The following is a 24,660-nucleotide window of genomic DNA, read 5'->3' as shown; positions in this document are numbered from 1 at the left end:
CACATGTCGCGAATTAAATTAGTCGGTATATTCATTATTATTCTAGTTTTAGGCAGCTTCCTGATGGCATGCAACAGTGATGAGAAAAGCAAAGAGGATGTGAAACTTGCCTTCATTCCTAAGCTCACAGGAGTAGGATTCTTCACATCCGGGGGGCAAGGGGCAAAAGAAATGGCTGATTCTCTGGAAGTGGAATTGAAATATGATGGTCCAAGTGAAGCGACTGTAGCAGGCCAGGTTCAATACATCAACAATTTCGTGAATCAGGGTTATGATGCCTTGATGATCTCTTCCGTGTCTGTTGATGGTTTGAGCCAGGCGTTAAAAAGAGCAAAGGATAAAGATGTGAAAATTTTGACATGGGATTCCGATGTAAATCCAGAGGACCGATCCTTCTATATTAACCAAGGAACACCGGAACAACTGGCAGAATTGCTGATTAAAATGACTTCTGACCAGATTGGGGATACAGGAAAAGTGGCGTTCTTCTATTCCAGCCCAACCGTTACCGACCAAAATCAATGGGTAACGAAAGCGAAGGAAATCATTGCAGCAGACTATCCTGGCTGGGAAATTGTGACCACCCAGTTCGGGGAAAATGATGCCCAAAAATCATTATCCGTTGGGGAAAGCATTCTTCAAACCTATCAGGATATAGATGCCATCATCTGTCCTGACGCAACCGCCCTCCCTGCCATGGCTCAGGCAGCAGAGAATCTTGGCAAGGACGGCGAAGTTGTCATCACAGGATTCTCTACACCAAATGTTATGAGAGACTATGTAAAGCGTGATACGGTCAAGCAATTCGGTCTGTGGGACGTGAAAAAGCAAGGTGCTTTAGCAGCTTATGTGGCCTATCTTATGACAGTGGAAGGCAAAGAGCTGAAGGTTGGAGACGAATTTGAAGTTCCGGATATCGGAAAAGTGAAAATTGAGCCTAACTCCATCCAGGGGTATGATTATGAAGCGGAAGATAGCGGAATCATTCTTCTTCCGGAGCGTGTGGTCTTCACGAAAGAAAATATCGATGATTATGATTTCTAAAAATTATAATAGGGACGGTCTGCGAGTAGTTTTCGCGACCGTCCTTTTTTAAAACATTTATCCTTTTTTACTTTTCTAAAATTTCTTCCCATTTATCTTTCTCATTACCCCAATGATCTGATAAAACAGGACCAATTTCAAACTGTACAATACGCTCAAACCATTTCTGTTCATCCTCCACCAGTTCTGAAGAAGTGCAGAAATAGCTATGTCCAATCTGAAAGTTTCCCTTTTTCTTCAGTTTATTCTGTTTCAAATTGCTATTGATCCGTGTCATCAACAGAACAAACTGTTCCAAAAAGGATGTACTAATACCTCTTTTTAAGAGGAAGGATTGGAATTTTTCCGATTCAAAGGCAGGTTCCACCTTTATTGTGGCAAATCTCCTGCGAAGCGTCGGATCCGTTGAAAACTCTGGACTTTGAGTACAGATAATATATACATTTGGGGGGACAAAAAAACTGGTCTCTTTCACATCTTTTGCAAGTGTTACTGCATACCTATGATGCCTTTTATCCGCTTCGATCAATAAAAGGGCCTCCCCTAGTACATTAATGAAGTTTCCACGATGAATATCATCGACAATGAAATAATAGTTATTTTCAGGATTTTCCAATGCCTTTTGGCAAAAACGATAAAAGATGCCTTCTTTGATGATAAAGAGTCCTCTTTTGTTTGGTCTGGCTCCAAGAATAATATCTTCATATTGAACTTCTTTGTGAAGATGGATCAGCACTATTTTACTTTCATCCATACATTTCATGTGAGCATATGCCAATCTTTTTGCAAGAAAGGTCTTTCCCACTCCCGGTGGCCCAAGTAGGATGATATTCTTTTTAGTATGCAGAGCGTCCAGTATGTCTGATGCTCTCTCTTCTGAGATGAATACTTCTTCCAAGAAATCTACCATCGTATAGTTTTGCAAGGCTTTGTTTAATGGTTTTGAAGGTGGTAATGGTTGAATTTTCAGTTCATTATCCATGTCGGCAGTTCTTTCTAGGGTTTCATCTTTTATTTCCAGGATTTCATTCTTTTCTCTCTCCCCGCTTGCAATTGGACGGTAATCCTTTGCAAGCAAATCAAGGAGATAAGTTACAAAATCTTCATATACAGTAATTTTGGTTAAGGTTTTTGTAAAGATAAAACGCCCTTTAACCTCCCAGCTGCCAAGTGCCAACCACTCCATTTTTCTAAATGACGTTAGAAGGATTGACGGGTCATGAAAGCAATAGTGTGAAACGATGATGCCAAGTGCAATTATTTGTTGTGGGCCACTTTTCACAAAGACAAAATCTCCGACTTGCATTTCGTGGCTAAATTGATAATAGACCTGAGCATCCAGTGTGCTAGTTTGTGGGATATTTTTATTAGCCTTCAAGGCTTCTTCCATTTCCTTTTTGCTTTTGTATTGAAGAAAATCTCCTAAACCTTGTTTTTCCAAAGAGAGGATCGATTCTTTTCTTAGTTGCTCCCACTGGATTTTTTCTTTATCCAATGAAAAAATCCAATAGTTTTTTGGTGATGCAGCACTTTTCTTTTGTTCCGTTCCCATGGAATTATTCAAATTAAATTCTTCGTATACAAAATCCAAAAAACATCCAACTTCATAAAGGAGCGGTAAACCAGTTTGACCTCCTACAATATCCTTATATTTTTCCAATAGTCCACTATGGGAAATAGTATATTGATAAGACATGAAATTTTTAGCGAAACTCTCCTCTTCCTCCTCCTTATCATACATTTCTTGAATGAGTTCCATGGTCTTTAAACGGTTAGGAGAAAAACTGCAATATGTTTCTGGAAATATGTGCGAGATAAGATCACATATGGCATTTGCCCCAAACCACTTCAATTTATATCTGTCATTTGTTATCAAAGCCTCCATGCGCTGCTCAAGCGAATCCTCACCAAATATTAGGTACAGTAAACTTGCCCTATACCGCTCAATGGGATTATGGAATAAGGCCATCTCATGGTAATATGGCAATTGAAAGGCAGGTAGAAAATCCTTAAGTTTTTCTATTTCCTCCAATCGTAATGTTTCCAAAAACTCCTTGATGCCGAACTGCTTAAAAAATTGATACCTTTTTTCAACAGAGTGTACGTTTTCGAATTTGTCTCTATTTGTATGCTGGAATAGAAAGAGATATTTATCAATTTGCGGGTGTTGTGATTTGATTTTGATTAGTTGGGGAGAGAGCCATAAGGTATGTAGAAGATCAAATTCCGATTTCGTTAAAGCGTACATTTCTTTATCCTTTATTTTAAAAAGCTCAAGATTCTTTACAACAGGTACTTGACTCAACTCATGAAGAAACAGCACCTTTTCAGTTTCGGCCATTCTCTTTTCTTCGATATGAAATGCTATCTGCCATTTTTCCTCTTCTAAAACTGCTTCTGCAGCAACCTCTCCTAAACCTATGATTGCGCTGTTCCCTTCTTCCCTCTTATCCGATTGAACAAGGAAAATTCTATCCCCTTTGAGTACTTTCATCGCGTGATAGGCTGATTGGATTGGCCACATAGTTGGATTTTCTTTAAACAAGTCAAAATGGGAGGGGCTTCCCTGGAAGATCCAATACGCCATAAAAATCTCTCCTCTATAAATAGTCTCTTCCTATAATTTATTAGCAAGAAAGTAAATCATTCGAGATAATTGAAGTAATTTATTCTTCCAAGCACTGACTTGCTTCAAACTGACTGGATAATGTCGTTTTACTTCAGACTTAGAAGCGGTGCTATGCATGATTATCATAAGATGGAAGAAATAAGTAAAAGTGAGGCTGACCAGACTGTTTCTCTCTTTTGAAAAAACCGAAAAAAAGTTGACTCCATATAGGAATTTTCATTTTTCCATGAGGATAAATTTTGAAGTTTCTAGGCTTACTACGTATTTTTGTAAAATGGCAACGATCACAAACTCCATACTTAAAGTCATTGGAAAGCTTTTCTCCGCAATTCCTGCATTGTTTGGTCAAAGTTTTTACGTCAGTTTTTAATCGTTCATGTACCTCGTCGCTGAAGGTTTCCCGGACGCGCTCCCAATAGGTGGCTTCTGTCCTCCTGTCCAGACGATAAAGAAACAAAAGATGAAGTCCAACCGCCTTATAAGATAGTTCGCCATCCTCCAGGCTTCCTTTTCTCATAAATGGCTCAGGCAGTTCTGTGCCATTTACGATTGCAAACATTGTTTCCTGCCATTGGTTCACCAACACTTGCTCTTTCGTCGAAAATGGGAGATGCAGAAATCCATATAGGTCACCAGCTGAGAGCCGTGCTTCAATTTCAGTATCCTTGATTGTTTCGTATAAAAATTGTTCTTCTGATAGGGATGCCTTTTCCGTACCTTCCGGACTTTCGAATTTCTCCCATAATTCAAAGAATGTGCCAAGTCTTCTGGAATATTTCTGAAACCTCTCCAAAACGGAACTTGTTGGAGCAATTGCAAATGTGTGGACCTCCTGATCCTTTTTCTCAAGAAGCTTCGCCATAGCAGGTATATCATTCGTAAAAGCCACTTTCCCGATATTATAGAGGCCTTTTCTTCCTGCCCTCCCTGCTATCTGTTTCACTTCCTGCGAAGTTAGACGCCTTCTTCTTGTACCATCAAATTTATCATTTTGAAGGAATACAATTCTTCTGATGGGAAGATTCAGTCCCATGCCGATGGCGTCTGTTGCGATGATGACGGTTGTTTCCCCTTTTATGAAGTTTTGCATCTGCTTTTTCCTTGTCTCTGGCGGCATGCTCCCATATATCATGCTGACGGAATAGCCCCTTTGCTGAAGGGATGATGCGGTTTCAAGCACTTTTTTCTGGAAAAGCAAACAAGTGCATCTCCGCTCTTTGCATCGGCCAGAGTGAAAATCCTGGACTCCACTTGAAGTGGGGTATCTCGGCTATACCGGTGCACTTCCACTTCAGCTTCCCCTAGAAGCTGAAGGATCATGTTTTGCATGTTATAGCTGCCGATGATATGTACTTCCTTCGCATTAGCTTTTGTAATGGCCTTATACCAGGAAAACCCGCGGTCTTTGTCTGCAATCATCTGGGCTTCGTCAATCACCACCACTTCATAAAAATCCCTTTCGTGAAACATTTCAACCGTAGAAGAAATATGACTGGCTCCCGGTACGATTTTTTCCTCCTCTCCTGTCTTCAGTGAACATGGAATCCCTCCTGCATTCAGGACGTCATATACTTCGAGAGCGAGAAGACGTAGCGGTGCAAGGTATAAACCACTTTCAGCTTCCTGCATTCTTTTTAGTGCCTGGTATGTTTTCCCTGTATTTGTTTCTCCTACGTGAAGGATATAACGAATGTCCCTGTCTGCCGAAGGGATATATTCCCTGCCGAAAATATCGTCGAGCATTCGTTCTTCCTCTTGTTTTTTCCGTTCGATCTCCGCCAGTTCTGCTGCCTTTCTTTGCTCACGTTCCTGAACGTCCTTTTCATAAATGCTCTGATGAACTGACTTTTCGTAAGGAATAGGCACTAATGCCAACAAATCAGAAACATATTCCTCTTGTATCTCTTCCATATAGCTATGAATGATTAAATGCAGGGCATTTGCCAACATCTTTCTAAGCTTGGATGGATTAACTCTCTCGCCCATTACATCTTCATATCTTTTTAAAATTTCTGTATCCAACTCTTTTAGGACCTTTTCAGGAATAACTCCGAACAGGAAATCCGTTATCCGCTTTTCATATTTAAAATAATACGTTTCATATTCGAAATAGCGTTCCCCGTATTGGTAGGTTTTGTGTATAGCTCCGGTAAGCTCCGTAAAAAAGGAAGCGACTGTGGAATAATCCTCCGGGTTGAAGGGTCCTGCCTCCAATAACAGCTCCTCAAGTTTATACGTATCTACCTCCTCATACTTAACAGCTCCATATAAATCGGTATCAAGTTTATCGGCCACAAAATTCCTTACAATCAGGTAATATTCCTGTTGGCCTTTTTCCACTAATTGATGGGCTTGGAGTTCCAAGGCAGTAACTACTTCTTCCCGCTCAGCCTTTGCACGCTTTTCCCTTATTCTTTGTTCAAAAAGGGATCTTGCCTTCTTATATTGCTGTTCCCAAGCAAGAGAGTTTTCCTTTTCCATGCCTTTTAACCATTCCAGGGCAGCAAAAGGCTGGTATTCACGCATTTCATTACGAAACAGCTGGTTAATGAGCTTTCTGTCTACTCCTTCCACCTCATAGCCACGCTCATTTAAAAAAGCTTTCTTTTCTTTTCTTGCCACGTCATTTGTCACTTTATTCAACCAAACATTTATCCATATTTGTTGAACATAATGGCTACGTTCTTCCAAATACTCCTGAAATGTCGGCAGCTCTTCTTTCGTTTCCAAAAATTGCTGAATGTCTTCCTGAATTTTATATTTTGTCTGATCTACAGCTATAGGATACAAGATATTTAATTGATTCATTGGAAAGTTTCCTTTCTTGCCCAAGTATTTCAGAGACTGCATGTTAGTCTATGTCAAGTTCTTGGATGATATTTTCAATAGGTATGGCAAGTCCGAATCTTTGATTGTTCTTTGTTTTATCTATACTTGCATAGACGACCGCAATCACCTCACCATCCTCATTTATAACGGGACTTCCACTATTGCCGGAATGAATGGGAGCATCCAGAAGTAGGACCGGTTTAGGAAGGCTGCTATGGTATAACCCTGCAGTCTCCCCTTCCATCACAATGAAAGAATGGGCAAGGGGATTTCCGATGATATAGATATGTTTGCCAACCTCTTCCTGATCAGTTGATCTATCTAAATCTAAAGTAGGAAGGCTTTCACCTTCTATTTCCAGGAGGGCAAAATCATATTCCGGGTAGTCAGAGATAACTTCTGCTGAAAAAAGTTGGCCATCAGGGAAAGTAACCATGATCGAATCCATCTCTTCAACAACATGCGAATTTGTAAGGACCTTTCCAGATTGGTCAATGTTGAAACCTGTTCCTTTAATTCCATTCCCATTTATCGAAACGACAGCCTTTTTCCATTCCTCTATCCTAATATCCTTTGATAATTCCTTTGATTTTAATAAAAATTGTATGGACGGGAGATTAAATAGCTTCGGGAATATTCCCCAGACATTAACGGACAACATCAGGATAATGATTAGACTTATAAGTTTAATCATTTTTTTCTTTTTCTTTGATGTTTCTTCTTTTCTTCTGATATCATCCTCATTCACCAAAAAATCTTCTAGAGGGGGTTCCTCATCATCCAGATTTCTCTCTATGTAATCTTCTTCTTCCTCTCTTTTCATCTGGTCACCCTCTCCCACGCTTAAGTGGCTAAGACTCGAACTATGCCAAATACAATATATTAACTATACACTTTTTTTGAAGTTAAATTAAGGAAAAACATTGTTGACAATAAATCAAAAAGCGCATATAATTTATCTTGAAGTTATAAATCTTGAATTAAAGATAATTAATACTGAGGGAAAATGGGAGGAATTATTAATGGCAAAAACAAATTGGAACGTAGACAAAGCACACAGTTCAGTGGATTTTTCTGTAAAACACATGATGTTCGCAACAGTCAAGGGGGCTTTTCAGGAATTTGACGCGACAATTGCGGCGGATCCTACTGATTTAACAACAGCGGATATAGAGTTTACGATAGATGTAGCGAGCATTGATACTCGCAACGGTGACCGCGACGCTCACTTGCGTTCTGCAGACTTCTTTGACGTTGAAAACCACCCGAAAATGACATTCAAATCAACAAACATTGAAAAAACGGATGACAATGAATATAACATTACAGGTGATTTGACGCTTCGCGGTACAACAAAAGCAGAAACCTTTGCTGTTACTTTTGAAGGAACTGGATTAGATCCTTGGGGAAATGAAAAAGCAGGATTTGCTGTTTCAGGCAAACTAAAGCGCAGTGATTATGGTCTAACATGGAATGCACCACTAGAAGCTGGCGGCGTACTTGTTGGTGACCAAATTAAAGTGGAACTTCAACTTCAGGCTGCAAAAGGCTAATTAAAAGAAAAGGGATAGAATAGGCTGCAAAATGCTGCTTATTCTATCCCTTTTTCATATTATTACTCTTTTTCTAAAAGTGTTTTGATTTTTTTTAGATCTTTATTATTGGCTTTTCTCATCATAGGACGTATGGTGGTGTGAGAGGTCGGGGGTAAGTCCCCCTCCTACTCGATTATTCATATCAGATTGCCTTCAACATAATGGTTTCCGCATTCTCCAATTTCTCGATCATTTGTAACCATGCCTCTGGCTTATTTGGTAATACAGTATAGTAACGTTTTAAAAATGCCACAATTAAATCAGCTTCCAATGTTTCCTTGTTAGCAGCCATAGATAAGAAACACAGATCCAGTCCTTCGACAGCCTCTCCATCATTGTTCCATGAAGGATGAACGTAAGTGAAGTCCAACCGCCTATAGCCAAGGTGAGATAATACCTCTCTCCGTACATAAGGGTTCATGGATCTAACCCCACCAAATTCATAGGAGTCCACCTTGTAAGGGTCGTATATTTCCGCAAACATCCCACGGAGATCCTTTCCATTGTTTTTTGCTAATGCATGTAGATCCTGCGCACGATTGTTGGCTAAAAATGCCCCGATTCCAAGTCCGTCTTTCCCGATAATTGTAAAATCGGTCATAGCTACGTTGAAGTCCTCATAATAACGGTATTCTGTAGCTCCAATTACTTGGTTATTTTCCACTGCGACAAATACCCGGATACCTGGGTCCTCCAGCGGTTCCTTCCATAGATCAAAATCCAATACCTCTTCACCAGGAAACACCTGCTGCATTAACTGATGCATCTGTTTAAATAAGGGATCTTCTATACTGGTTATTCTAATGTACTCCATTTTCTCTCTACTCCCAACACTCAAAATTTTTTAAAAGGGTTTTTCCATTCCATGAATGCTCCATAATTGTGGGAATCTTCATCTTCAAGGTAGTTTTCTACAACCCTTACTGGTGAGCGGCCACAACGCAATAGGAAAGTAATGACAGGATCTTTTACTTCTCCCTTTATTACTGCATCCAGATATTGTTGTGCTGACATTTTATCAGCGTGTTTATGATAACCGGGCATTCTACCGCCACCTAGTAAGCGATCCACACCTAGTTGAATCACGACTTCATACATGGAAAGCATGAGCCATTTTCCAAGACCCAGTTTTCGATAGGCTGGACTGACACTGATATCTACAACATATATGGTGTTTCCATCCGGATTATGAGTGCGGATATAGCCATTGTCCGTTATTTCTTCCCATGTATGATCAGGGCTGTCAGGGTCATAATCTACAAGTAGTCCTGTCATTGATCCTGCAATGTTACCATCTATTTCCACACATAATGCTCCTTCTGGAAACAAAGTGATATGATTACGAAGCTGTTCCCTGTTCCACCACAACTCGGATGGGAACGGTGGTGGAAAACTTTCCTGCTGGACGCGAATCAGATTGGAAAAGTCCTTCTCTTCGTAGTTTCGAATAATGGCCTTTACTGGTTTATCTTGATCAAAGACAAAAAACTCTTTTCGATACAACAATATCCCTCCTTATAAAGATAAGGCTAAATTTTTCTTATTATTTTCCCAATCAGGATAAAGGTCGGTACGGCGGTCTCTCCAAGTGGTGACGGAGCCCTCTTCACGAACCTGGTAAAGAAGTTCCAAATCCAGGTCAGCAGTGACAATCATATCCTGATTGATTTCTCCCTCGACCAGTAATCCTTTAGGTGGAAATGGAATATCATTCGGTGTGATGACTGCAGCTTGGCCGTAATTTGCTCTCATGAAATCTACTGACGGGAGTGAACCTACTGTACCAGTTGTGACGACATATACCTGATTTTCGATGGTGCGTGCATGGCTGGAATAGCGAACTCGATGGAATCCATGCTGATCATCCGTACAGGATGGACAGAATATAATATCTGCACCTTTAGCCTTAGCCATTCGGACTATCTCAGGAAACTCTATGTCATAGCAGGTTAACATCGCAATGGTCCCTTTGTCTGTTTCAAACACCTCCAACCCTTCGCCGGGTGACATATTCCATTCTTTTACTTCAGTAGGTGTCATATGGAGTTTTGCTTGTTCTTCTACTCTTCCATCCGGATAAAATAGATGGGCTACATTGTAAAGTTTACCATTTTTTCTAACCACATGGGTACCACCAATGATATGAAGCTCATATTCTGTAGCCAAGTTTATAAATAAATTTCGATAGGATTCCGTAAAACCTGGCAGATCGTCAATGGTTAACGCAATTCCGCTTTCATCACCTATCGACATTAATTGTGTGGTGAAAAATTCAGGAAAAAGGACAAAATCAGCATTATATTCCTGAGCTGTCTTAACATAATGACGCACCTGATCTTCAAATTCCTGAAAGGATCTGATTGTCTTCAATTGATATTGAACCGCTGATACTCTTAATTTCATATTGCATCCCCTCTCTTGCATCATTTATATGATAAATTTCATTTTTTTTTAGTAAGCTATGATGTATCAAATGATATTATTAATTATTATGTATGAATTAACAAGTACGCACATTAAATATACATAGTGTAAAAAAGTATACTTATTGTGTAGTCGGTCCTAATAAACATGGAATCTGGACAAAAACACTATGGTTTCATATGCTATGGTTACTAAATTGATTCAATTTGAAACTCTTACGGTGATTAAATCTGATGCGAGGATATAATATATTGGGTAAAAGTACAATCTTGTACTTTCTATTTTGTCCAAAGGATTGTTACTAATTCTTAAAGAGCTTGAAAGATAATCAAAAGAGGTGGAGTAAATGAAGATTGCAATAATACTTGTAATAATCATTGGAGTTGCATCCCTGTTTGTCACACTTGCTTTGGCAGGAAAGAATGATGAAAACTACAGTGGATCAACCAAAGGAAACATATTCCGCTTAACATGGATATATGTAGGACTTGCAGTGGTGCTTTTAGGAGGAATTGCATTATATTTAAATATATAGGTATGAAGATGAGCAGGGAGATGTACTTGCTGCTTTTTCTTTTTCACTTTGTTCAAGTATAAAAGCCCTCCCTATTGTCAATCTTTGACTTTGGGGAGAGCTTTCTACTGAAACTAATAATTACTCTTGTGAAACTCTAAGTGCTTCATAGAACCGTTTTGTCATTTCGACTGTATAAGTACTTCCCCTCGGTTCCTTCGCTTCGACACCTTCTATCATCATGGCAGTAAGCATGGTAGGGTCCTGCTGGTCATAGGAGACAAACCATCCATTTTCCGTGCCGGTTGTTCCCTGTTCCATTTTTATTTCTGCGGTACCGGTTTTTCCGGCAATTTCCCTACCCGAAATATTCGCTTTCTGAGAGCTGCCTTCTGAGACGATCTTACGTAGACTCGTTTGCAGGAGCTTCGCTTGTTCTTCTGATACTATATTCTCTTTCCAGACCTTTTCCGGTTCTTCCTCCAATAAAAGCGGCTGCATCATGTTTCCGTTGTTGATGACCCCGCCATAGATGCTTGCTAAATGGACGATGTTCAGAAGAAACTCGCCTTGGCCGTATGCAGTATCCGCCAAAAGAATTTCCCGATCTAGCGTTCCGGAATTGGAAATCTGGGATTTTACAGTTGGATAGGTGAATGGAAGAGCTTCACCCACTCCCAATTTTTCCAAGCCTTCCTGGTATTTCTCGGGACCCATCTCTAGCCCGACTTTCGCAAAATAAATGTTATCAGAGAATTTCAAGGCACTTTCCAAATCTACTTTTGTTTCGTTTTCATAGTATCTGACGACTTTGTAATCTCCCCAGGATTCATCCTTTTTCCATTCCTTGGAATTGATATCAAATGCCAGGTTTGGATCCAATGAACCATTTTCCAATCCAATGACGGAGGTTAGCAGTTTCATGGTGGAGCCGGGTGAATATGTATAGGAAAAGCGGTTTACCGTCGGTTGATCAGGGTTGTTTTCAAGTGCTTGCCTCTGTTCAGTAGTCAGACCCAAGACATAATCATTGGGGTTGAATGTAGGCAGGCTGACAAGGCTTCTTACTTTTCCAGTGCTTGGATCGAGCACTGCTGCAGTTCCTTTTTCTTCTTTTAACGTTTCAAAAAGTGTCTGTTGCAGATTGCTATTAATTGTCAATTGAATGGTTTCGCCGTTCTGAGAAGCTGTTTCCACAATATCAACGGTGCTTCCGTCCTCTTTTTCCAAGTAGATTTTCTGCCCATTCTGTGATCTAAGACGTTCTTCTAGCAATTGCTCTAGCCCCCGCTTACCAACTTTGTCACCAGGTGCATACCCTTCAAGCGTTTCCAGATCTTCTGCAGACACTTCCCCGATATAGCCGATCAGGTGTGCAGCTGCTTCTCCGTAAGGGTAAATCCTTTCTTTCACCCTCGTTACGGTTACACCTCCTATCTCATCCGCTTTCCTTACAATTTCTTCATCTTCAAGAAGGAATTTCTTTACGGGCATGTCGTAGTCGGGCTGTGCCCAGCTTAGGGTGTATTGCGATTTGATATATGCTTCATCCATATTGATTATACTTGCCAAAAGGGATAAAGATTTCTCTTCCTCAAATTGACCAGGTACCACCCCCACTTGGAACACTTCTCCATTGTGTGCCATTGGATTTCCCTCACTGTCAAGAATCTCCCCTCTTTCAGCAGTAGTGGAATCTATGCGTACCTTGTCGGTCAATTCGAGGTCCGGCAATATAAAACTCGGGTCCCAATGAACGGTCCAGGAGTCTGCTTCCTCTTCCTTGATAACCTTTTCCATCACAAAATCTTTTTCATACTCGACCTTTCCAGCGAAGGTATCAAAGGAGAGCTTCCCAGGGATGGTAACAGAAGTTTCCTCCTCCCACGCCTGCTCCTTATCCAGAACCTCTATGGTCAGATTATCAATCTCTAAATCTCCGTAGAGCTTCTCATACCTTTCCAAAAAAACGTCATAAGTGAAATTCTCTTTCGTGGAATTAGTTAAATATGTATCATACATTTTTTGATAATCGTTTTCTTTCCACGATCCTATATACTCATCCAACACATCATATGGGCTGACCTTTTTCTCCTCCTGGCAGCCGATTAGCAGTAACACAAAGAACAAGGCAAAAATTACTTTTTTCAAATCCTTTTCCTCCTCAGCAGTATCCCATAAATATCTAATCTAGGAAAATATGTTATATTCTTAGGATACAGGAATTACCACTTTAATTAAAGTCAAAAGAAAAAGCCTAGATAGAATCTAAGCTTTCATGTCCAAAGTATCAACTTTCAATTAAGTTTCCTTCAGCGGGTATTCGATTTGCTTTTAGTATCCGAGCAAAATGAATTAAATTGTAAGCCATCGTTTTCGCATGTTGCATTGTAAAGTCATTTTTATACCCTTCCGCTTCTATATATGAAGCACCAGGTCCTGCCTCACCAACCCAGTATGTATCTACATTTGGCGGGATGGTAAACCCGCAATGGGTAAGGCCGTAGAGTACAGAGCTTGCCGCATGTTTGGCACCATCCTCGTTTCCTGTCACAACCACACCAGCTACCTTATTGTAGTAAATACTTTGACCCTTTTCATTTGTCAGACTGCTTCCTCCGTAAATCCGTTCCATCGCCAGTGTTGTGATGCTGCTTTTTTCCCCTATCCAAAGAGGTGTACCAATCACTAGAATATCGGCTGTTTTGATTTTTTCTAGAATGAAAGGCCATTCATCCCCTTCCCCTTCATCCTCGGATATTCCGAATTTAATATTGTAGTCAGCTAATCTTATTGTTTCGGACTGAACATTCTCCTTTTCAAAATGAGTGATTACTTCGTACATCAAGCTTTCAGTGTTTGAAGTTTCCTCTCTCGTTTTAAGGCTCCCATTCAGTAACAGTGCTTTTAAAGTCATAGCCATCCTCCAATTCATATCGTTTATCTATTTACCTACCCTATTTAATAGATTAATAACGTAAAAGGGGATCCCCCCATGCTTGCTGATCTTAGGCATGGGGGGATCCCTTTAGAAATTATAAATCTTTGTCATTTATCCCATCCAAGTAGACCTCAATTTCCTGGATGACTGAATTGACACAACCATCTTCAAATGGTGAAATTAATTTTGCTTCTCTTACAAGGTCTGTAAACGATTTGCTGCCACCTTGCTTGCATAGATGCAAATAATCTTCCCATGCCGCCTCGTGGTCCTCTTGTGCTTTTTTCCAGAACTGTAATGCACATATTTGAGCCAATGTATAATCGATATAGTAGAAAGGTGATCGATAGATATGACCTTGCTGGTGCCAGAACCCTCCTTCTTCAAGGAATTCATTTCCGTCATAGTCGATATGTGGCAGGTACTTTTTCTCGATATCACGCCAAGCTTTATTGCGTTCCTTTGGAGTTGCATCCGGATTGGCATATACATAGTGCTGGAATTCATCCACAGCCACTCCATAAGGGATAAAAAGTACGGCTTCACTTAGATGAGAAAATTTATACTTGTCGGTATCCTCTTCGAAGAAAAGATCCATCCACGGCCATGCGAAAAATTCCATGCTCATGGAGTGGATTTCACAAGCTTCCAAAGTCGGGAATCCATACTCAGGCACCGCAAATCCTCGGCTCTCAAACACTTGGAAGGCATGGCCGACTTCATGCTTCAAAACACGTACATCTCCCTTTGTACCATTGAAATTGGCGAAAATAAATGGAGACTTGAACTTGCTTATGTACGTACAGTATCCGCCGCCCGCTTTTCCTGTTTTACTCAGCAGGTCCATCAGTTCGTTGTTCAGCATATAGGTATAGAATTCATTCGTTTCAGGGGACATCTCTTTGTACATTTGAATGCCCTGCTTGACTATCCATTCTGCGTCCCCTTTTGGATCGGGGTTTCCGGATTTGAAACTGAAACTATTATCATAGTACTTCAGAGAGTCCACACCAATCCGTTCCTGCTGCTTCTTCATTAGTTTTGTTGCCAAAGGTACGATATATTCTTTTACCTGGTCCCGGAATTTTTCTACCATTTCTGCATTATAGTCCGTTCTGCTAAGACGTGCATAGGCCAGATCGGTAAAAGAATCAAAGCCCAGTTTTTTCGCTATTCTGGTTCTGACCTTCACCAGTCTATCGTACAGCGTATCCAATGTATCGGCATGCTCGCTAAAGAATCCGTATTTAGCTTCATTTGATTTTTTACGGACTTGCCTGTCTTTTGATTGAAGATATGGGGCAAGCTGAGATAGGTTTCTCTCTTTATCTTCGATTTTGATTTTTGCTGATGCAAGTAATTTTACATACTCACTCACCAGCTTATTTTCTTCCTGAAGGTCCTCAAGGACTTCCGGTGAAAAAGTTTTCAATTCACTGTCTGCAAGTGAAAACAGCTGACTCCCCCATTTTTCCTCAAGCTCGGTCCGATACCTGGATGTGGTAAGCGCTTCGTAATATTTTGTAACCAGACCTTTATAGGAAGGACCTGCTACATCAAAATAAGTTTTCTCTTCTTGATAATATTCATCAGTTGTATCAACGGTGTGGCGGATTTGAACAAGCTGTCTCATAGATTCAAACTCTGAGCGCAACACATTAATTTCCGCCATCACCTGATCCTGCACCTCGAAGGATTCAGCCGACTGAAATTTCTCCAAAAGTTCATTAAAGTCTTTTTCAAGCACTGCCATATTTGGTCGTTGATACTGATATTCATGGAATTGCACGGAAAAACTCCCCCTTTTATCGCTGTTTCTCTAATTATTTCGACAAAAGGTGCAGATAACCCTTCCGATTTCTCGAATTAATTTCGAAAAGCGAAACAAAAGCGGTATGTGGGTGGGACTTATTCATGTCTAGTGAAGGGTGAAGAAGTCTAAAACCCAGGTGTAAGATTTAGAGACTACGATCCCTTGTAATTACAACCGATCGTGGTTTCAAAGTGGGGTTTTGAGACCGCCATTCCCTTCATTCTACCCAATCGTGGAATCAAAGTGGGGTTTTGAGACCGCCATTCCCTTCATTCTCCCCAATCGTGGACTCATAGTGGGGTTTTGAGACCGCCATTCCCTTCATTCTCCCCAATCGTGGACTCATAGTGGGGTTTTGAGACCGCCATTCCCTTCATTCTACCCGATCGTGGTCTCAAAGTGGGGTTTTGAGACCGCCATTCCCTTCATTCTACCCGATCGTGGTCTCAAAGTGGGGTTTTGAGACCGCCATTCCCCGCGATTCTACCCGATCGTGGTCTCAAAGTGGGGTTTTGGTCATAATAAGGGCGATAATAACAAAACCCAACAAAAAAGAGTGGCTCATGAAAACGCCACTCTTCTCATCAATTTTTTTACTTATTCCAAACCTCAGCAAGAATTTCAAAAGATCGTAACCGAGCCTGGTGATCGTAGACACTTGTATTGACAATTATCTCGTCGGCTTGTGTTTCCTCCAGGATTTTCATTAATTTATTCCTTACCGATTCACCGCTGCCTGTAACAGTATATCGCAGCTGCTGCTGGACAATCTGCTGTTCATACGGACTCCATAAAGTGTTGATATCTTCTACAGGAGCATTCATTTTACCGGGATTTCCACGGATCAGATTCAAAAATTGCTGTTGAAGTGAGGTTGCAAGAAATTCGGCTTCCTCATCGCTTTCCGCAGCTATCACGTTAACACCAATCATGGCGTATGGCTGGTTAAGCGCATCGGATGGCTTGAAACGGCTGCGATACAGCTCCAAAGCCGGTAATGTATAATCCGGTGCAAAATGGCTGGCAAATGCAAATGGCAAACCAAGTTCAGCCGACAGTTTCGCACTAAATCCACTGGAGCCTAACAGCCATATAGGGATATTCAACCCTTCACCAGGCACTGCCCTAACTTTGGTTGTACCGTCAGGATGGAAATATGAACGCAGTTCCGCGAGCTGCTGAGGGAAATGCTCTCCACCACTGTTTCTGTCTCTTCGAAGGGCAGCCGCGGTAAGCTGGTCGCTACCGGGTGCTCTTCCTAAGCCTAAATCTATACGGCCTGGATAGAGGGTTTCCAAAGTTCCGAATTGCTCTGCGATAATAAGGGGTGCGTGGTTCGGCAGCATGATCCCTCCAGAACCTACGCGTATCGTCGTTGTTGCACCAGCAATATGGCCAATTACAACGGATGTAGCTGAGCTGGCAATTCCAGTCATATTATGGTGCTCAGCCAGCCAGAATCTTTTATATCCCAGCTTTTCTGCATATCTTGCAAGCTCCACGCTATTTTGGAAGGATTGTCCTGCGTCGCTTCCTTCCACTATTGGAGCTAAATCCAGTACGGATAGCGGAATCGTATTGGATGGTTGTAGATTGTCATTCATAGTAGAACAAACTCCTTTCCTACTTCACTTTTTTATCTTAGAAAATTCATCTTTAATTCTATTTAATAGTTCCGGCTCTGTAAGGATTTGCAAAGCTGTAAGGGCCATCGCTTTTGCCCCGAGTATCATCGCCTCTTTACCTTGCTCGCTTAACGCAGCATCCCGGAATTCCACCGTGTGGCAACTGAAAAACTCGTTACAGATTTTGATATATGGATGAATGGAAGGGACAACAAGGCTGACATTCCCCATATCCAATGAACCTGATCCATCTCTTGATTCTATTATATCGTTAGCGGATACTCCCAAATCAATGAGTGAGGATGTAAAAGCATCTGAGAGGGATTCATTTGTCACCATGTTGTCATACGACAGTTCATAGTTGGACATTTTCATCGTTGCCCCAGTCATAAGCGAGGCACCTTCAGCTATAGCTTTTATCTTTTTTACCAATTCATTGACGTAGCTCCTGGTGTGGGCTCGGACATAGAACTGTGCGACCGCATAATCAGGAACTACATTAGCCGCTTTACCGCCTTCTGGAATAATACCGTGAATCCTCGTATCTGAAGTGACATGCTGTCTTAAGGCATTGATACCATTAAAGGTTTGAATGACTGCATCCAAGGCGTTTATCCCTTTTTCAGGGTTCGCAGCTGCATGGGCCGGCTTTCCAAAGAATTCAAACTGTATGGCATCCATTGCCAATGAAGAGCCGCTTTTCACATAGGAATGCAATGGGTGGACCATCATCGCTACGTCAAGGTGATCAAATACCCCCTGTTCCGCCATGGTGACTTTCCCGCCCTTTGTTTCCTCGGCAGGGGTGCCGTACACAACAACTTTCCCTCCGGTTTCCGCTATTATCTTGCTGATCGCAATGCCAGCAGCGATACCCATGGTTCCAATCAGATTATGCCCACATGCATGACCGATCTCAGGTAAGGCGTCATATTCACTCATGATTCCAATTGCCGGCCCTTGTGCTCCGCTATCAAATACTGCCTCAAATGCAGTAGGCAGGTCACATATTCCCATTTTCACCGAAAATCCATGCTCCAACAGTTTATCTGCAAGCAGCTTGGAAGATTTGAATTCTTCATGCCCAAGCTCAGGATTCTCTCCAATCCTGGTGCTTATATCATAAAATTGTTCCCGTAATGCATCTAAAGTATCTATTAGAATCTGTTTCATATGAGGTCCCCTTTGCCGCTTATATGTAAGGAATGATTTAGAAAACATCTTATCATGAACTTATTTTTTCGGATAATAATCTGCTTGCAATAAATAACGACACTTCATTATTTGAAGTACCGATTGTTTATAGGCTTTGTTGAACACCGCTGTTAATTTCCGCACTAGGCGCAACGACCCAAGAGGCGCTTGTGGAGCCGCTGATTCTTCCCCTTTACTTGTTTAATAGCATGTCCAACGGATACTTGAAAAAAATGGCCGGACGATTGACCAACCATTTCAGCACAGCATCTTACTATCTTAAAGCTCCAGCTCCTGCGATAATAAGGATGATGAAAAGAACAACGATCAATGCAAATCCGCCGCCGTATCCGCCTCCACCTGACATGAAATTCCCTCCTCCACATTAACTACTATACACAATATGCATAGGCCTTGTACGTGGTATGGGCAGGCAGGTATATGATGAAAAGAAAAAAGGCACTACATATGTGTAGTACCTATAATCTTAGGATGAGTTATGTTAATTATTCCGCCCAATTTCCATTTCTGAAAAGCGGAACACGTTCGCCATCTTTTGTAATACCGTCAATATCCATTTCCTTTGTACCTATCATGAAGTCGACGTGTGTAATACTTGAATTTGCCCCAGCAGCCTCCAGCTCTTCCTCGCTCATTTCTTTTCCGCCCTCAAGAGCGAATGCGTAGGCATTTCCGATAGCCAAGTGGTGGGAAGCATTTTCATCGAAAAGCGTATTGTAGAATATCAGATTTGTATTGGATATAGGTGAATCATGTGGAACAAGGGCAACTTCACCTAGATAGTGAGAGCCTTCGTCCGTATCCACAAGCTTTTGAAGTGTTTCATACCCTTCTTCCGCCTCGATTCCAACGATGCGGCCATTTTCAAAGGTGAGGGTAAAGTTTTCAATGAGATTTCCGCCATAGTTTAAAGGTTTGGAGCTTCTTACTGTTCCATTCACCCCTGTTTTGAGAGGGGTAGTGAACACTTCTTCGGTTGGCATGTTCGCAATGAATGTATGTCCTTTATCATTAATGCTTTCAGGACCGATCCATTCATGTTTTTCAGGCAGTTCGATTGTAAGATCTGTTCCCTCAGCCTGATAATGCAATGCCTTGAACTTTTGTCCATTAAGGAAATCCACTTTTTGACTCAGCTTGGTTTTATGGTCATTCCAAGCTTTTACAGGGTCCTCCAGGTTGGCTCTGGTTGCATGGAAAATCGCTTCCCATAACTTCTCTTCTTGTTCTTTTTCCTCAAGCTCAGGAAATACCTTTGCAGCCCAGCCCTTGGAGGGCACAGCAACGATGGACCAACTTACTTTATCGGACATCGTGTATTTACGGGACTTTTTTGTTGCTTCTCCGGCTGCCTTTTGAAGATTGGCGATTTTCTGGGAATCGACACCTTTCAAAAGGTCTGGATTAAGGGACGTGATTGCCAACAACGCAGCCCCTTCCTCATAGGCTTTTTCCATCATCTCCGCTTTCCAGGCAGGGAAATATTCAAAAGACTCATCCGGTGCAACGTCATAGCGGATTCTAGTCACCGCTTCGTCGTTCCATTCCACTTGAACAAGCTTTGCTCCTGCTTCGTAAGCTTTCTTTGCCACTAATCTCACATATGGTGCTGCTCCAATGTCAGCGTTTACAATCAAGGTCTGGCCAGGTTGTACGTTCACTCCTACCTTGACTGCCAATTCTGCATACTTTTCCATTGTCTGTTCAAAATTGCTCATTATGTATTCCTCCTATATATCTCTATCTACTATATGGTACTATTTCAAAACAGATAAGCAAAAATCCTGCTTTGGAATATGAATTAATTTGATGCCCTGTCCAAAAAGTATCATTTCAGGAGGTGTTTGTCCAATATATAGAATAAAATTTCATGAAAAAAACCGATGATCCGCTCATCGGTTTTTTGTGATTATTTTACTTTTGCTACACTGCTCACTTTTGGCAACCGCTCGCTGAAGAACATCATTCCATGCTTGAATCCTGCAAGACCGTAGAGCATGGAGCTCCAGTCAATCAAAGTCACCTTAGTTGGGTACCAGCGATTCGGCTGCTCCAGATGCCACCAGGAAATTCGGTGTAATCCATATTTATAGGCTGCACGAAGTTTCGCTTCATCTTCCTTATCCTCATCATTTGTATAGACATCGTATGGAATATGCAAGGAATATTGTGCATACAGGTCATAGATCCCTGCAGGATAAACAGGAAGATATCCCCCTATGATATAGGATGATGCGATATCATGAGGCGCATTGTTGATTTTATCAGCATGGTAACCGTCAAATAGGCCATCATTAGGACCGGCACCATAGCCCCAGATATAGGAAGGTACATCCTCCAGCTCTTTCCATTTGAATCTGTCAGCAAGACATGCATTTTTATAATACTCCAGATAGGTCGGGCTTTCTGCGTATTCTGGTACAAGGAAGTATGGAAATTGCTGCACAAAGGAAGACAAGAATGTCCCAGGGCGGTCATTCAAGACGGAAAGTCCACGAAAATCCTCCTGTGGAAGTTGAGAGATCCTATTTTCAGCAAAATTATTATTCCAAAGGGCTTGAATGTCTTCGTTTTCTGGTTGTCCAAGCATCGCCAGGTACGAAACCATCACATATTCGTTATAGGCAGGAAGTGGTGCGATACCTTCCCCATCTTTCGCGATCATGTTGATGACACCAGTTTCCTTGTCAGCGACAACGATGCTCCAGTCGATGGACTTTAGGAGATTATTTGCCATTTCCAAGATTTCCGGATGTCGATCATGGAAGTGATGTCCTGCGAATAATGCACCAGTAATAAGAAGGGTCGAATCGATTGTCGAGTACTCGGAATTCAGATTCTCCCCTGTTTCCATGTCTACAAAATGTGCATAGAAGCCGGTCTTTTCTTCTCTTGCAACCTGGCATCCTTCAATTTCACCCGAAACCCCACGAAGCGTAACGATCGCTTTTTCTGCAGCCTTTTCGTCCCAGCCTTCCTTATCTGCCACACATAAACTGATCAGTCCTACACCAGTTGCTGCAATGGAACAGCGGAAATCCGGATTTTCATCAAATGAGAAGTAAGCATCGGCGTATAGACCTGTTCGCGGATTGCGGGATGCTTCAAAAAGCAAATAGGAATCCTTATATTGTCGGTCAAAGAATGCCTTCACTTTTGCTGGCAGATTTTTATACATGTCTGTTGTCGTAGTCATTTTTTGTACCCCTTTCCTGGTAACAATAATTCCGTAATTTTGAATATTTCATTGTGTGCATGAGTTTTATGTAAAGTTCAAGTTAATCACCATCTAGTCCGCGGACTAGGATGATGTTATAGTTATCATATATGAAAGCGGATTAAATCGAAATGGACAAAACGTTTTTTTTTGGACGATTCATCAATTTTTTTGAGGGGAATGGCAATATGATCGATATTAGTGGGGTATTTCATGACGTAGAACCAAGTTGGAGCGTAAATAGTGACAGCGGGTGCTCTACCCTGGTTTTTGTGACAGATGGGCTTGTGAACTACTTTGTTGAAGGCAAAAAAATACCATTGCAAAAGGGCGAACTCTTATATATACCGGCAGAGCTTGAACGTTCCTGGAGCAATGCGGCAGACACTACGCATAAGAAATATACGGTAGTCTTTTCAAATGATATTCATTTACCATTATTTTCCGACAATAATGAAGAACTTATTCGTTTCAGGCCAAGAAAGGCTGCCTACTACGAACAGCGGCTCACATTCCTTTATGTGCAATGGCTGAGCCAAAGAAGCTTTTTTAAAGAGATGTCACAAAATATCCTGTCGGAGATTCTTATCCTGATTGCTCAGGAAAAGGAAGAATGGCATACCTCGCCAATTAAGGAAAAAGCGGTGCGGAAAATCCAGGAATATATCCTATATAACTATCGCAGGAATATTACTATCGAGGAACTTGCAGAGCTTGCCGGTGTGACGAGCAATTATGTGACGGTTTTATTCAAAGAGGTGCTCGGGGTCACCCCCATCCAGTATTTACATCAGACAAGAATAAATACGGCATGGAATCTGTTGCATAATACAGGCATGACTGTGCGTGAAGTGTCCGAGTATCTAGGCTATTGCGATCAATCCTATTTTAACAGGATGTTCAAAAAATGGATGGGAATGGCTCCAACACATGTAAGAGTATAAAAAAAGGCAGTGTTCACCCTTGTGGACGAACACTGCCTTTTTCTGTAATTTCACCCGACAGCTGAAGAGGTTTCATTTTTCACTGTCAGGGAGAAAGCCTGCTGAATTTTTCTAGTCAAACTCCCGGGCCTTCCATCGTTAACGTCTTTCCCATCGATGGAAATGACCGGCACCACCTCACTGGTCGTGGAGGTGACAAAAACTTCATCCGCCTCCAAAAGTTCTTGGGTGGTGAATGGATGTTCTTTGAAGGTCCATCCGTTTTCGTGATAGACTTCCAGAAGTTTCTGCCTTGTAATGCCATTCAAAATGAGATTGGTTGCAGGATGGGTGTAGATGGTGCCGTTCTTGATGATAAATACATTGGACGATGTTCCTTCCGTCACCACTCCATCCCTAATTAGTATCGCTTCAAAACAACCTTGCTCATAGGCTTTTTGCTTGATCATGATGTTGTAGAGCAGATTCAGGCTTTTAATATCACAGCGAAGCCAGCGTAGATCCTGTTCGGTTATGGCTGTAACCCCAGTTGATCTTGATTCTGACATTTCCTTGTAAGGTAAAGGGTAAGCTACCAATTTCGATGATATATCCTTTAGATATTGATGCGTCCTTGGTGCCACCCCTCTCGTCACTTGAAGATATAGTCCGCCCTTTTTCATATCATTTTCCTGGATAAGCTTACGGATATCATTTTTTAGATGATCAGACTCGAAATTGATTGAAATTCCTATTTCCTGTGCACTCCGGTATAGCCTTTCGATGTGTTCATCTAAAGTGAAGGGAACACCATCATAGACATTGATGACCTCATAGACACCGTCCCCGAATTGATAGCCTCTGTCTTCCATATCCACCTTCACTGCCGATCTTGCAACGATCTCTCCATCCACAAGAACTTTCATGCGAACCCCTCCGATTTATATTAAGTGTAAAGCGACAGGACAATGATCGCTTCCAAGAATCTGGCAATGAATCTCTGCATCTTTAAGTCTCTTTTCGAGCTGTTTCGAGGCAAGGAAATAGTCAATGCGCCAACCAATATTTCGCTCTCTGACTTTGTTCATATAGGACCACCATGTGTAGCGGTCTTTATGGTCGGGGTAAAAATGGCGGAAGGTGTCGATGAAACCGGTACCTAGCATTCTGGTCATCTTCCCACGTTCTTCCAAAGTGAAACCTGAATTGTTCTGATTGGATTTTGGATTTTTTAAATCTATCTCGGTATGTGCAACATTCAAGTCGCCGCATACAATGACAGGTTTCACCTTATCCAACGTTTGAATATAATCAAGGAACCTATCTTCCCAGTCCAAACGAAAATCCAGGCGAGCAAGATCCCGCTGTGAATTGGGGGTGTAGACAGTCACGAGGTAGAACTCATCATATTCCAGGGTGATAATCCGTCCTTCTGGCTCCCGTTCTTCTGCATTTTCCATATCCAGGCCATATGTAACGTGAAGTGGCATCACTTTTGAAAAAACTGCCGTACCTGAATACCCCTTCTTTAAAGCATAATTCCAAAATTGATGGTACCCCGGCAGGTCAAGATCAATCTGCCCCTCCTGCAGTTTCGTTTCCTGAATACAGAAGATGTCTGCATCCATCTCATGGAAGTATTGCAAAAATCCTTTCTTTACGCATGCTCGTATTCCGTTGACGTTCCAAGATATCAATTTCATGTTGTAGGTGTACTCCTTTATAAACTGTTAAACATATATTCTCTAAATTATAGCAAAAAGAATAGGCCTGGTACAAAACTAAAAAAATCTAACTAAAAGACGAATAATTAAAGTGCCGGTTCTAAATACCGCTATTGATTTCCGTGCAAGACTTCGCTTTCCGCGGGTGACCCGTGAGCCTCCTCGCC

General features: G+C 41.5%; 21 protein-coding genes. 4 read left to right on the top strand and 17 right to left on the bottom strand.

All coding sequences use genetic code 11. The features are described 5' to 3' along the window. The first annotated feature begins 3 nt into the window (after window positions 1–3). Window positions 4–1,044 (top strand): autoinducer 2 ABC transporter substrate-binding protein LsrB, encoded by a 1,041-nt coding sequence (gene lsrB, locus ACFVAD_RS11035; protein ID WP_386639480.1) that lies wholly within the window; start codon window positions 4–6, stop codon window positions 1,042–1,044. A 67-nt stretch (window positions 1,045–1,111) separates the two neighbouring features. Here the strand turns inward: lsrB and ACFVAD_RS11030 are convergent, their stop codons facing one another. From ACFVAD_RS11030 to ACFVAD_RS11015, 4 genes are all read right to left on the bottom strand, one after another. Next, a complete protein-coding gene (locus ACFVAD_RS11030) occupies window positions 1,112–3,631 on the bottom strand; it encodes an AAA family ATPase (protein ID WP_386639477.1) in 2,520 nt (839 codons plus the stop codon). A gap of 151 nt (window positions 3,632–3,782) precedes the next feature. Beyond that, window positions 3,783–4,853 carry a helicase-related protein gene (locus ACFVAD_RS11025; RefSeq protein ID WP_386639680.1) on the bottom strand — a complete coding sequence of 357 codons (1,071 nt, stop codon included), beginning with the start codon at window positions 4,851–4,853 and terminating at the stop codon, window positions 3,783–3,785. Beyond that, window positions 4,802–6,481: a DEAD/DEAH box helicase family protein gene (locus tag ACFVAD_RS11020; RefSeq protein ID WP_386639475.1), complete on the bottom strand. Its 1,680-nt coding sequence runs from the start codon at window positions 6,479–6,481 to the stop codon at window positions 4,802–4,804. Before ACFVAD_RS11020 ends, ACFVAD_RS11025 begins: the two co-directional genes overlap by 52 nt. Window positions 6,482–6,524: 43 nt before the next feature. Beyond that, entirely contained in the window at window positions 6,525–7,325 is an 801-nt protein-coding gene (locus ACFVAD_RS11015; RefSeq protein ID WP_386639472.1) for a S1C family serine protease, read from the bottom strand. Window positions 7,326–7,524: 199 nt separating this feature from the next. Here ACFVAD_RS11015 and ACFVAD_RS11010 point away from each other — a divergent pair, with 199 nt between their 5' ends. Next, window positions 7,525–8,055, top strand: a complete 531-nt coding sequence (locus ACFVAD_RS11010; protein ID WP_386639469.1) for a YceI family protein — start codon at window positions 7,525–7,527, stop codon at window positions 8,053–8,055. A gap of 184 nt (window positions 8,056–8,239) precedes the next feature. Here ACFVAD_RS11010 and ACFVAD_RS11005 read toward each other — a convergent pair whose 3' ends face one another. From ACFVAD_RS11005 to ACFVAD_RS10995, 3 genes are read right to left on the bottom strand one after another with little or no spacing between them, the layout of a single operon-like run. Next, window positions 8,240–8,911 (bottom strand): GNAT family N-acetyltransferase, encoded by a 672-nt coding sequence (locus ACFVAD_RS11005; protein WP_386639466.1) that lies wholly within the window; start codon window positions 8,909–8,911, stop codon window positions 8,240–8,242. A gap of 20 nt (window positions 8,912–8,931) precedes the next feature. Then, window positions 8,932–9,600, bottom strand: coding sequence for a GNAT family N-acetyltransferase (locus ACFVAD_RS11000; protein ID WP_386639463.1), 669 nt, complete (start codon window positions 9,598–9,600; stop codon window positions 8,932–8,934). A gap of 12 nt (window positions 9,601–9,612) precedes the next feature. Then, complete coding sequence (locus ACFVAD_RS10995; protein WP_386639461.1) at window positions 9,613–10,500, bottom strand: carbon-nitrogen hydrolase family protein; 888 nt, start codon at window positions 10,498–10,500, stop codon at window positions 9,613–9,615. A gap of 367 nt (window positions 10,501–10,867) precedes the next feature. Here ACFVAD_RS10995 and ACFVAD_RS10990 point away from each other — a divergent pair, with 367 nt between their 5' ends. Continuing rightward, complete coding sequence (locus tag ACFVAD_RS10990) at window positions 10,868–11,056, top strand: hypothetical protein (protein WP_204414725.1); 189 nt, start codon at window positions 10,868–10,870, stop codon at window positions 11,054–11,056. A 120-nt stretch (window positions 11,057–11,176) separates the two neighbouring features. Here ACFVAD_RS10990 and ACFVAD_RS10985 read toward each other — a convergent pair whose 3' ends face one another. The 8 genes from ACFVAD_RS10985 to ACFVAD_RS10950 all read right to left on the bottom strand — a co-directional run bounded on the left by ACFVAD_RS10985 (window position 11,177) and on the right by ACFVAD_RS10950 (window position 21,825). Beyond that, on the bottom strand, window positions 11,177–13,186 hold the full coding sequence (locus ACFVAD_RS10985; RefSeq protein ID WP_386639457.1) for a penicillin-binding transpeptidase domain-containing protein: 2,010 nt from the start codon (window positions 13,184–13,186) through the stop codon (window positions 11,177–11,179). Window positions 13,187–13,325: 139 nt separating this feature from the next. Further along, window positions 13,326–13,952 carry a flavodoxin family protein gene (locus ACFVAD_RS10980; protein WP_386639454.1) on the bottom strand — a complete coding sequence of 209 codons (627 nt, stop codon included), beginning with the start codon at window positions 13,950–13,952 and terminating at the stop codon, window positions 13,326–13,328. Window positions 13,953–14,070: 118 nt separating this feature from the next. Next, window positions 14,071–15,765, bottom strand: coding sequence for a M3 family oligoendopeptidase (locus tag ACFVAD_RS10975; RefSeq protein WP_386639450.1), 1,695 nt, complete (start codon window positions 15,763–15,765; stop codon window positions 14,071–14,073). 617 nt (window positions 15,766–16,382) lie between these two features. Next, window positions 16,383–17,393 (bottom strand): LLM class flavin-dependent oxidoreductase, encoded by a 1,011-nt coding sequence (locus tag ACFVAD_RS10970; RefSeq protein ID WP_386639447.1) that lies wholly within the window; start codon window positions 17,391–17,393, stop codon window positions 16,383–16,385. Between the two features lie 24 nt (window positions 17,394–17,417). After that, a complete protein-coding gene (locus ACFVAD_RS10965) occupies window positions 17,418–18,587 on the bottom strand; it encodes a M20 family metallopeptidase (protein ID WP_386639445.1) in 1,170 nt (389 codons plus the stop codon). A gap of 295 nt (window positions 18,588–18,882) precedes the next feature. Next, a complete protein-coding gene (locus tag ACFVAD_RS10960) occupies window positions 18,883–18,975 on the bottom strand; it encodes a YjcZ family sporulation protein (protein ID WP_386639443.1) in 93 nt (30 codons plus the stop codon). A gap of 139 nt (window positions 18,976–19,114) precedes the next feature. Further along, entirely contained in the window at window positions 19,115–20,347 is a 1,233-nt protein-coding gene (locus tag ACFVAD_RS10955; RefSeq protein WP_386639441.1) for an aminopeptidase, read from the bottom strand. Between the two features lie 191 nt (window positions 20,348–20,538). Next, entirely contained in the window at window positions 20,539–21,825 is a 1,287-nt protein-coding gene (locus ACFVAD_RS10950) for a hypothetical protein (RefSeq protein ID WP_386639439.1), read from the bottom strand. A 209-nt stretch (window positions 21,826–22,034) separates the two neighbouring features. Here ACFVAD_RS10950 and ACFVAD_RS10945 point away from each other — a divergent pair, with 209 nt between their 5' ends. Next, window positions 22,035–22,790, top strand: coding sequence for an AraC family transcriptional regulator (locus ACFVAD_RS10945; protein ID WP_386639437.1), 756 nt, complete (start codon window positions 22,035–22,037; stop codon window positions 22,788–22,790). 50 nt (window positions 22,791–22,840) lie between these two features. Here ACFVAD_RS10945 and dat read toward each other — a convergent pair whose 3' ends face one another. Both dat and ACFVAD_RS10935 read right to left on the bottom strand, forming a co-directional pair. Then, complete coding sequence (gene dat / locus ACFVAD_RS10940; RefSeq protein ID WP_386639435.1) at window positions 22,841–23,695, bottom strand: D-amino-acid transaminase; 855 nt, start codon at window positions 23,693–23,695, stop codon at window positions 22,841–22,843. 15 nt (window positions 23,696–23,710) lie between these two features. Further along, window positions 23,711–24,472: an exodeoxyribonuclease III gene (locus tag ACFVAD_RS10935; RefSeq protein ID WP_386639432.1), complete on the bottom strand. Its 762-nt coding sequence runs from the start codon at window positions 24,470–24,472 to the stop codon at window positions 23,711–23,713. Window positions 24,473–24,660: the final 188 nt, after the last annotated feature.

The sequence above is a fragment of the Sutcliffiella sp. NPDC057660 genome (genome assembly GCF_042800035.1).
GTDB lineage: Bacteria > Bacillota > Bacilli > Bacillales > Bacillaceae_I > Sutcliffiella_A.
The sequence above is the reverse complement of the archived record's forward strand: the minus strand, read 5'-3'. Positions and strand labels throughout refer to the sequence as shown.

Bases quoted from the DNA above. Each gene is read 5' to 3' on its own strand.
- lsrB (WP_386639480.1), top strand. From the start codon at position 4: ATGTCGCGAATTAAATTAGTCGGTATATTCATTATTATTCTAGTTTTA.
- ACFVAD_RS11030 (WP_386639477.1), bottom strand. From the start codon at position 3,631: ATGGCGTATTGGATCTTCCAGGGAAGCCCCTCCCATTTTGACTTGTTT.
- ACFVAD_RS11020 (WP_386639475.1), bottom strand. From the start codon at position 6,481: ATGAATCAATTAAATATCTTGTATCCTATAGCTGTAGATCAGACAAAA.
- ACFVAD_RS11015 (WP_386639472.1), bottom strand. From the start codon at position 7,325: ATGAAAAGAGAGGAAGAAGAAGATTACATAGAGAGAAATCTGGATGAT.
- ACFVAD_RS11010 (WP_386639469.1), top strand. From the start codon at position 7,525: ATGGCAAAAACAAATTGGAACGTAGACAAAGCACACAGTTCAGTGGAT.
- ACFVAD_RS11005 (WP_386639466.1), bottom strand. From the start codon at position 8,911: ATGGAGTACATTAGAATAACCAGTATAGAAGATCCCTTATTTAAACAG.
- ACFVAD_RS10995 (WP_386639461.1), bottom strand. From the start codon at position 10,500: ATGAAATTAAGAGTATCAGCGGTTCAATATCAATTGAAGACAATCAGA.
- ACFVAD_RS10990 (WP_204414725.1), top strand. From the start codon at position 10,868: ATGAAGATTGCAATAATACTTGTAATAATCATTGGAGTTGCATCCCTG.
- ACFVAD_RS10980 (WP_386639454.1), bottom strand. From the start codon at position 13,952: ATGACTTTAAAAGCACTGTTACTGAATGGGAGCCTTAAAACGAGAGAG.
- ACFVAD_RS10970 (WP_386639447.1), bottom strand. From the start codon at position 17,393: ATGAATGACAATCTACAACCATCCAATACGATTCCGCTATCCGTACTG.
- ACFVAD_RS10965 (WP_386639445.1), bottom strand. From the start codon at position 18,587: ATGAAACAGATTCTAATAGATACTTTAGATGCATTACGGGAACAATTT.
- ACFVAD_RS10960 (WP_386639443.1), bottom strand. From the start codon at position 18,975: ATGTCAGGTGGAGGCGGATACGGCGGCGGATTTGCATTGATCGTTGTT.
- ACFVAD_RS10955 (WP_386639441.1), bottom strand. From the start codon at position 20,347: ATGAGCAATTTTGAACAGACAATGGAAAAGTATGCAGAATTGGCAGTC.
- ACFVAD_RS10950 (WP_386639439.1), bottom strand. From the start codon at position 21,825: ATGACTACGACAACAGACATGTATAAAAATCTGCCAGCAAAAGTGAAG.
- ACFVAD_RS10945 (WP_386639437.1), top strand. From the start codon at position 22,035: ATGATCGATATTAGTGGGGTATTTCATGACGTAGAACCAAGTTGGAGC.
- dat (WP_386639435.1), bottom strand. From the start codon at position 23,695: ATGAAAGTTCTTGTGGATGGAGAGATCGTTGCAAGATCGGCAGTGAAG.
- ACFVAD_RS10935 (WP_386639432.1), bottom strand. From the start codon at position 24,472: ATGAAATTGATATCTTGGAACGTCAACGGAATACGAGCATGCGTAAAG.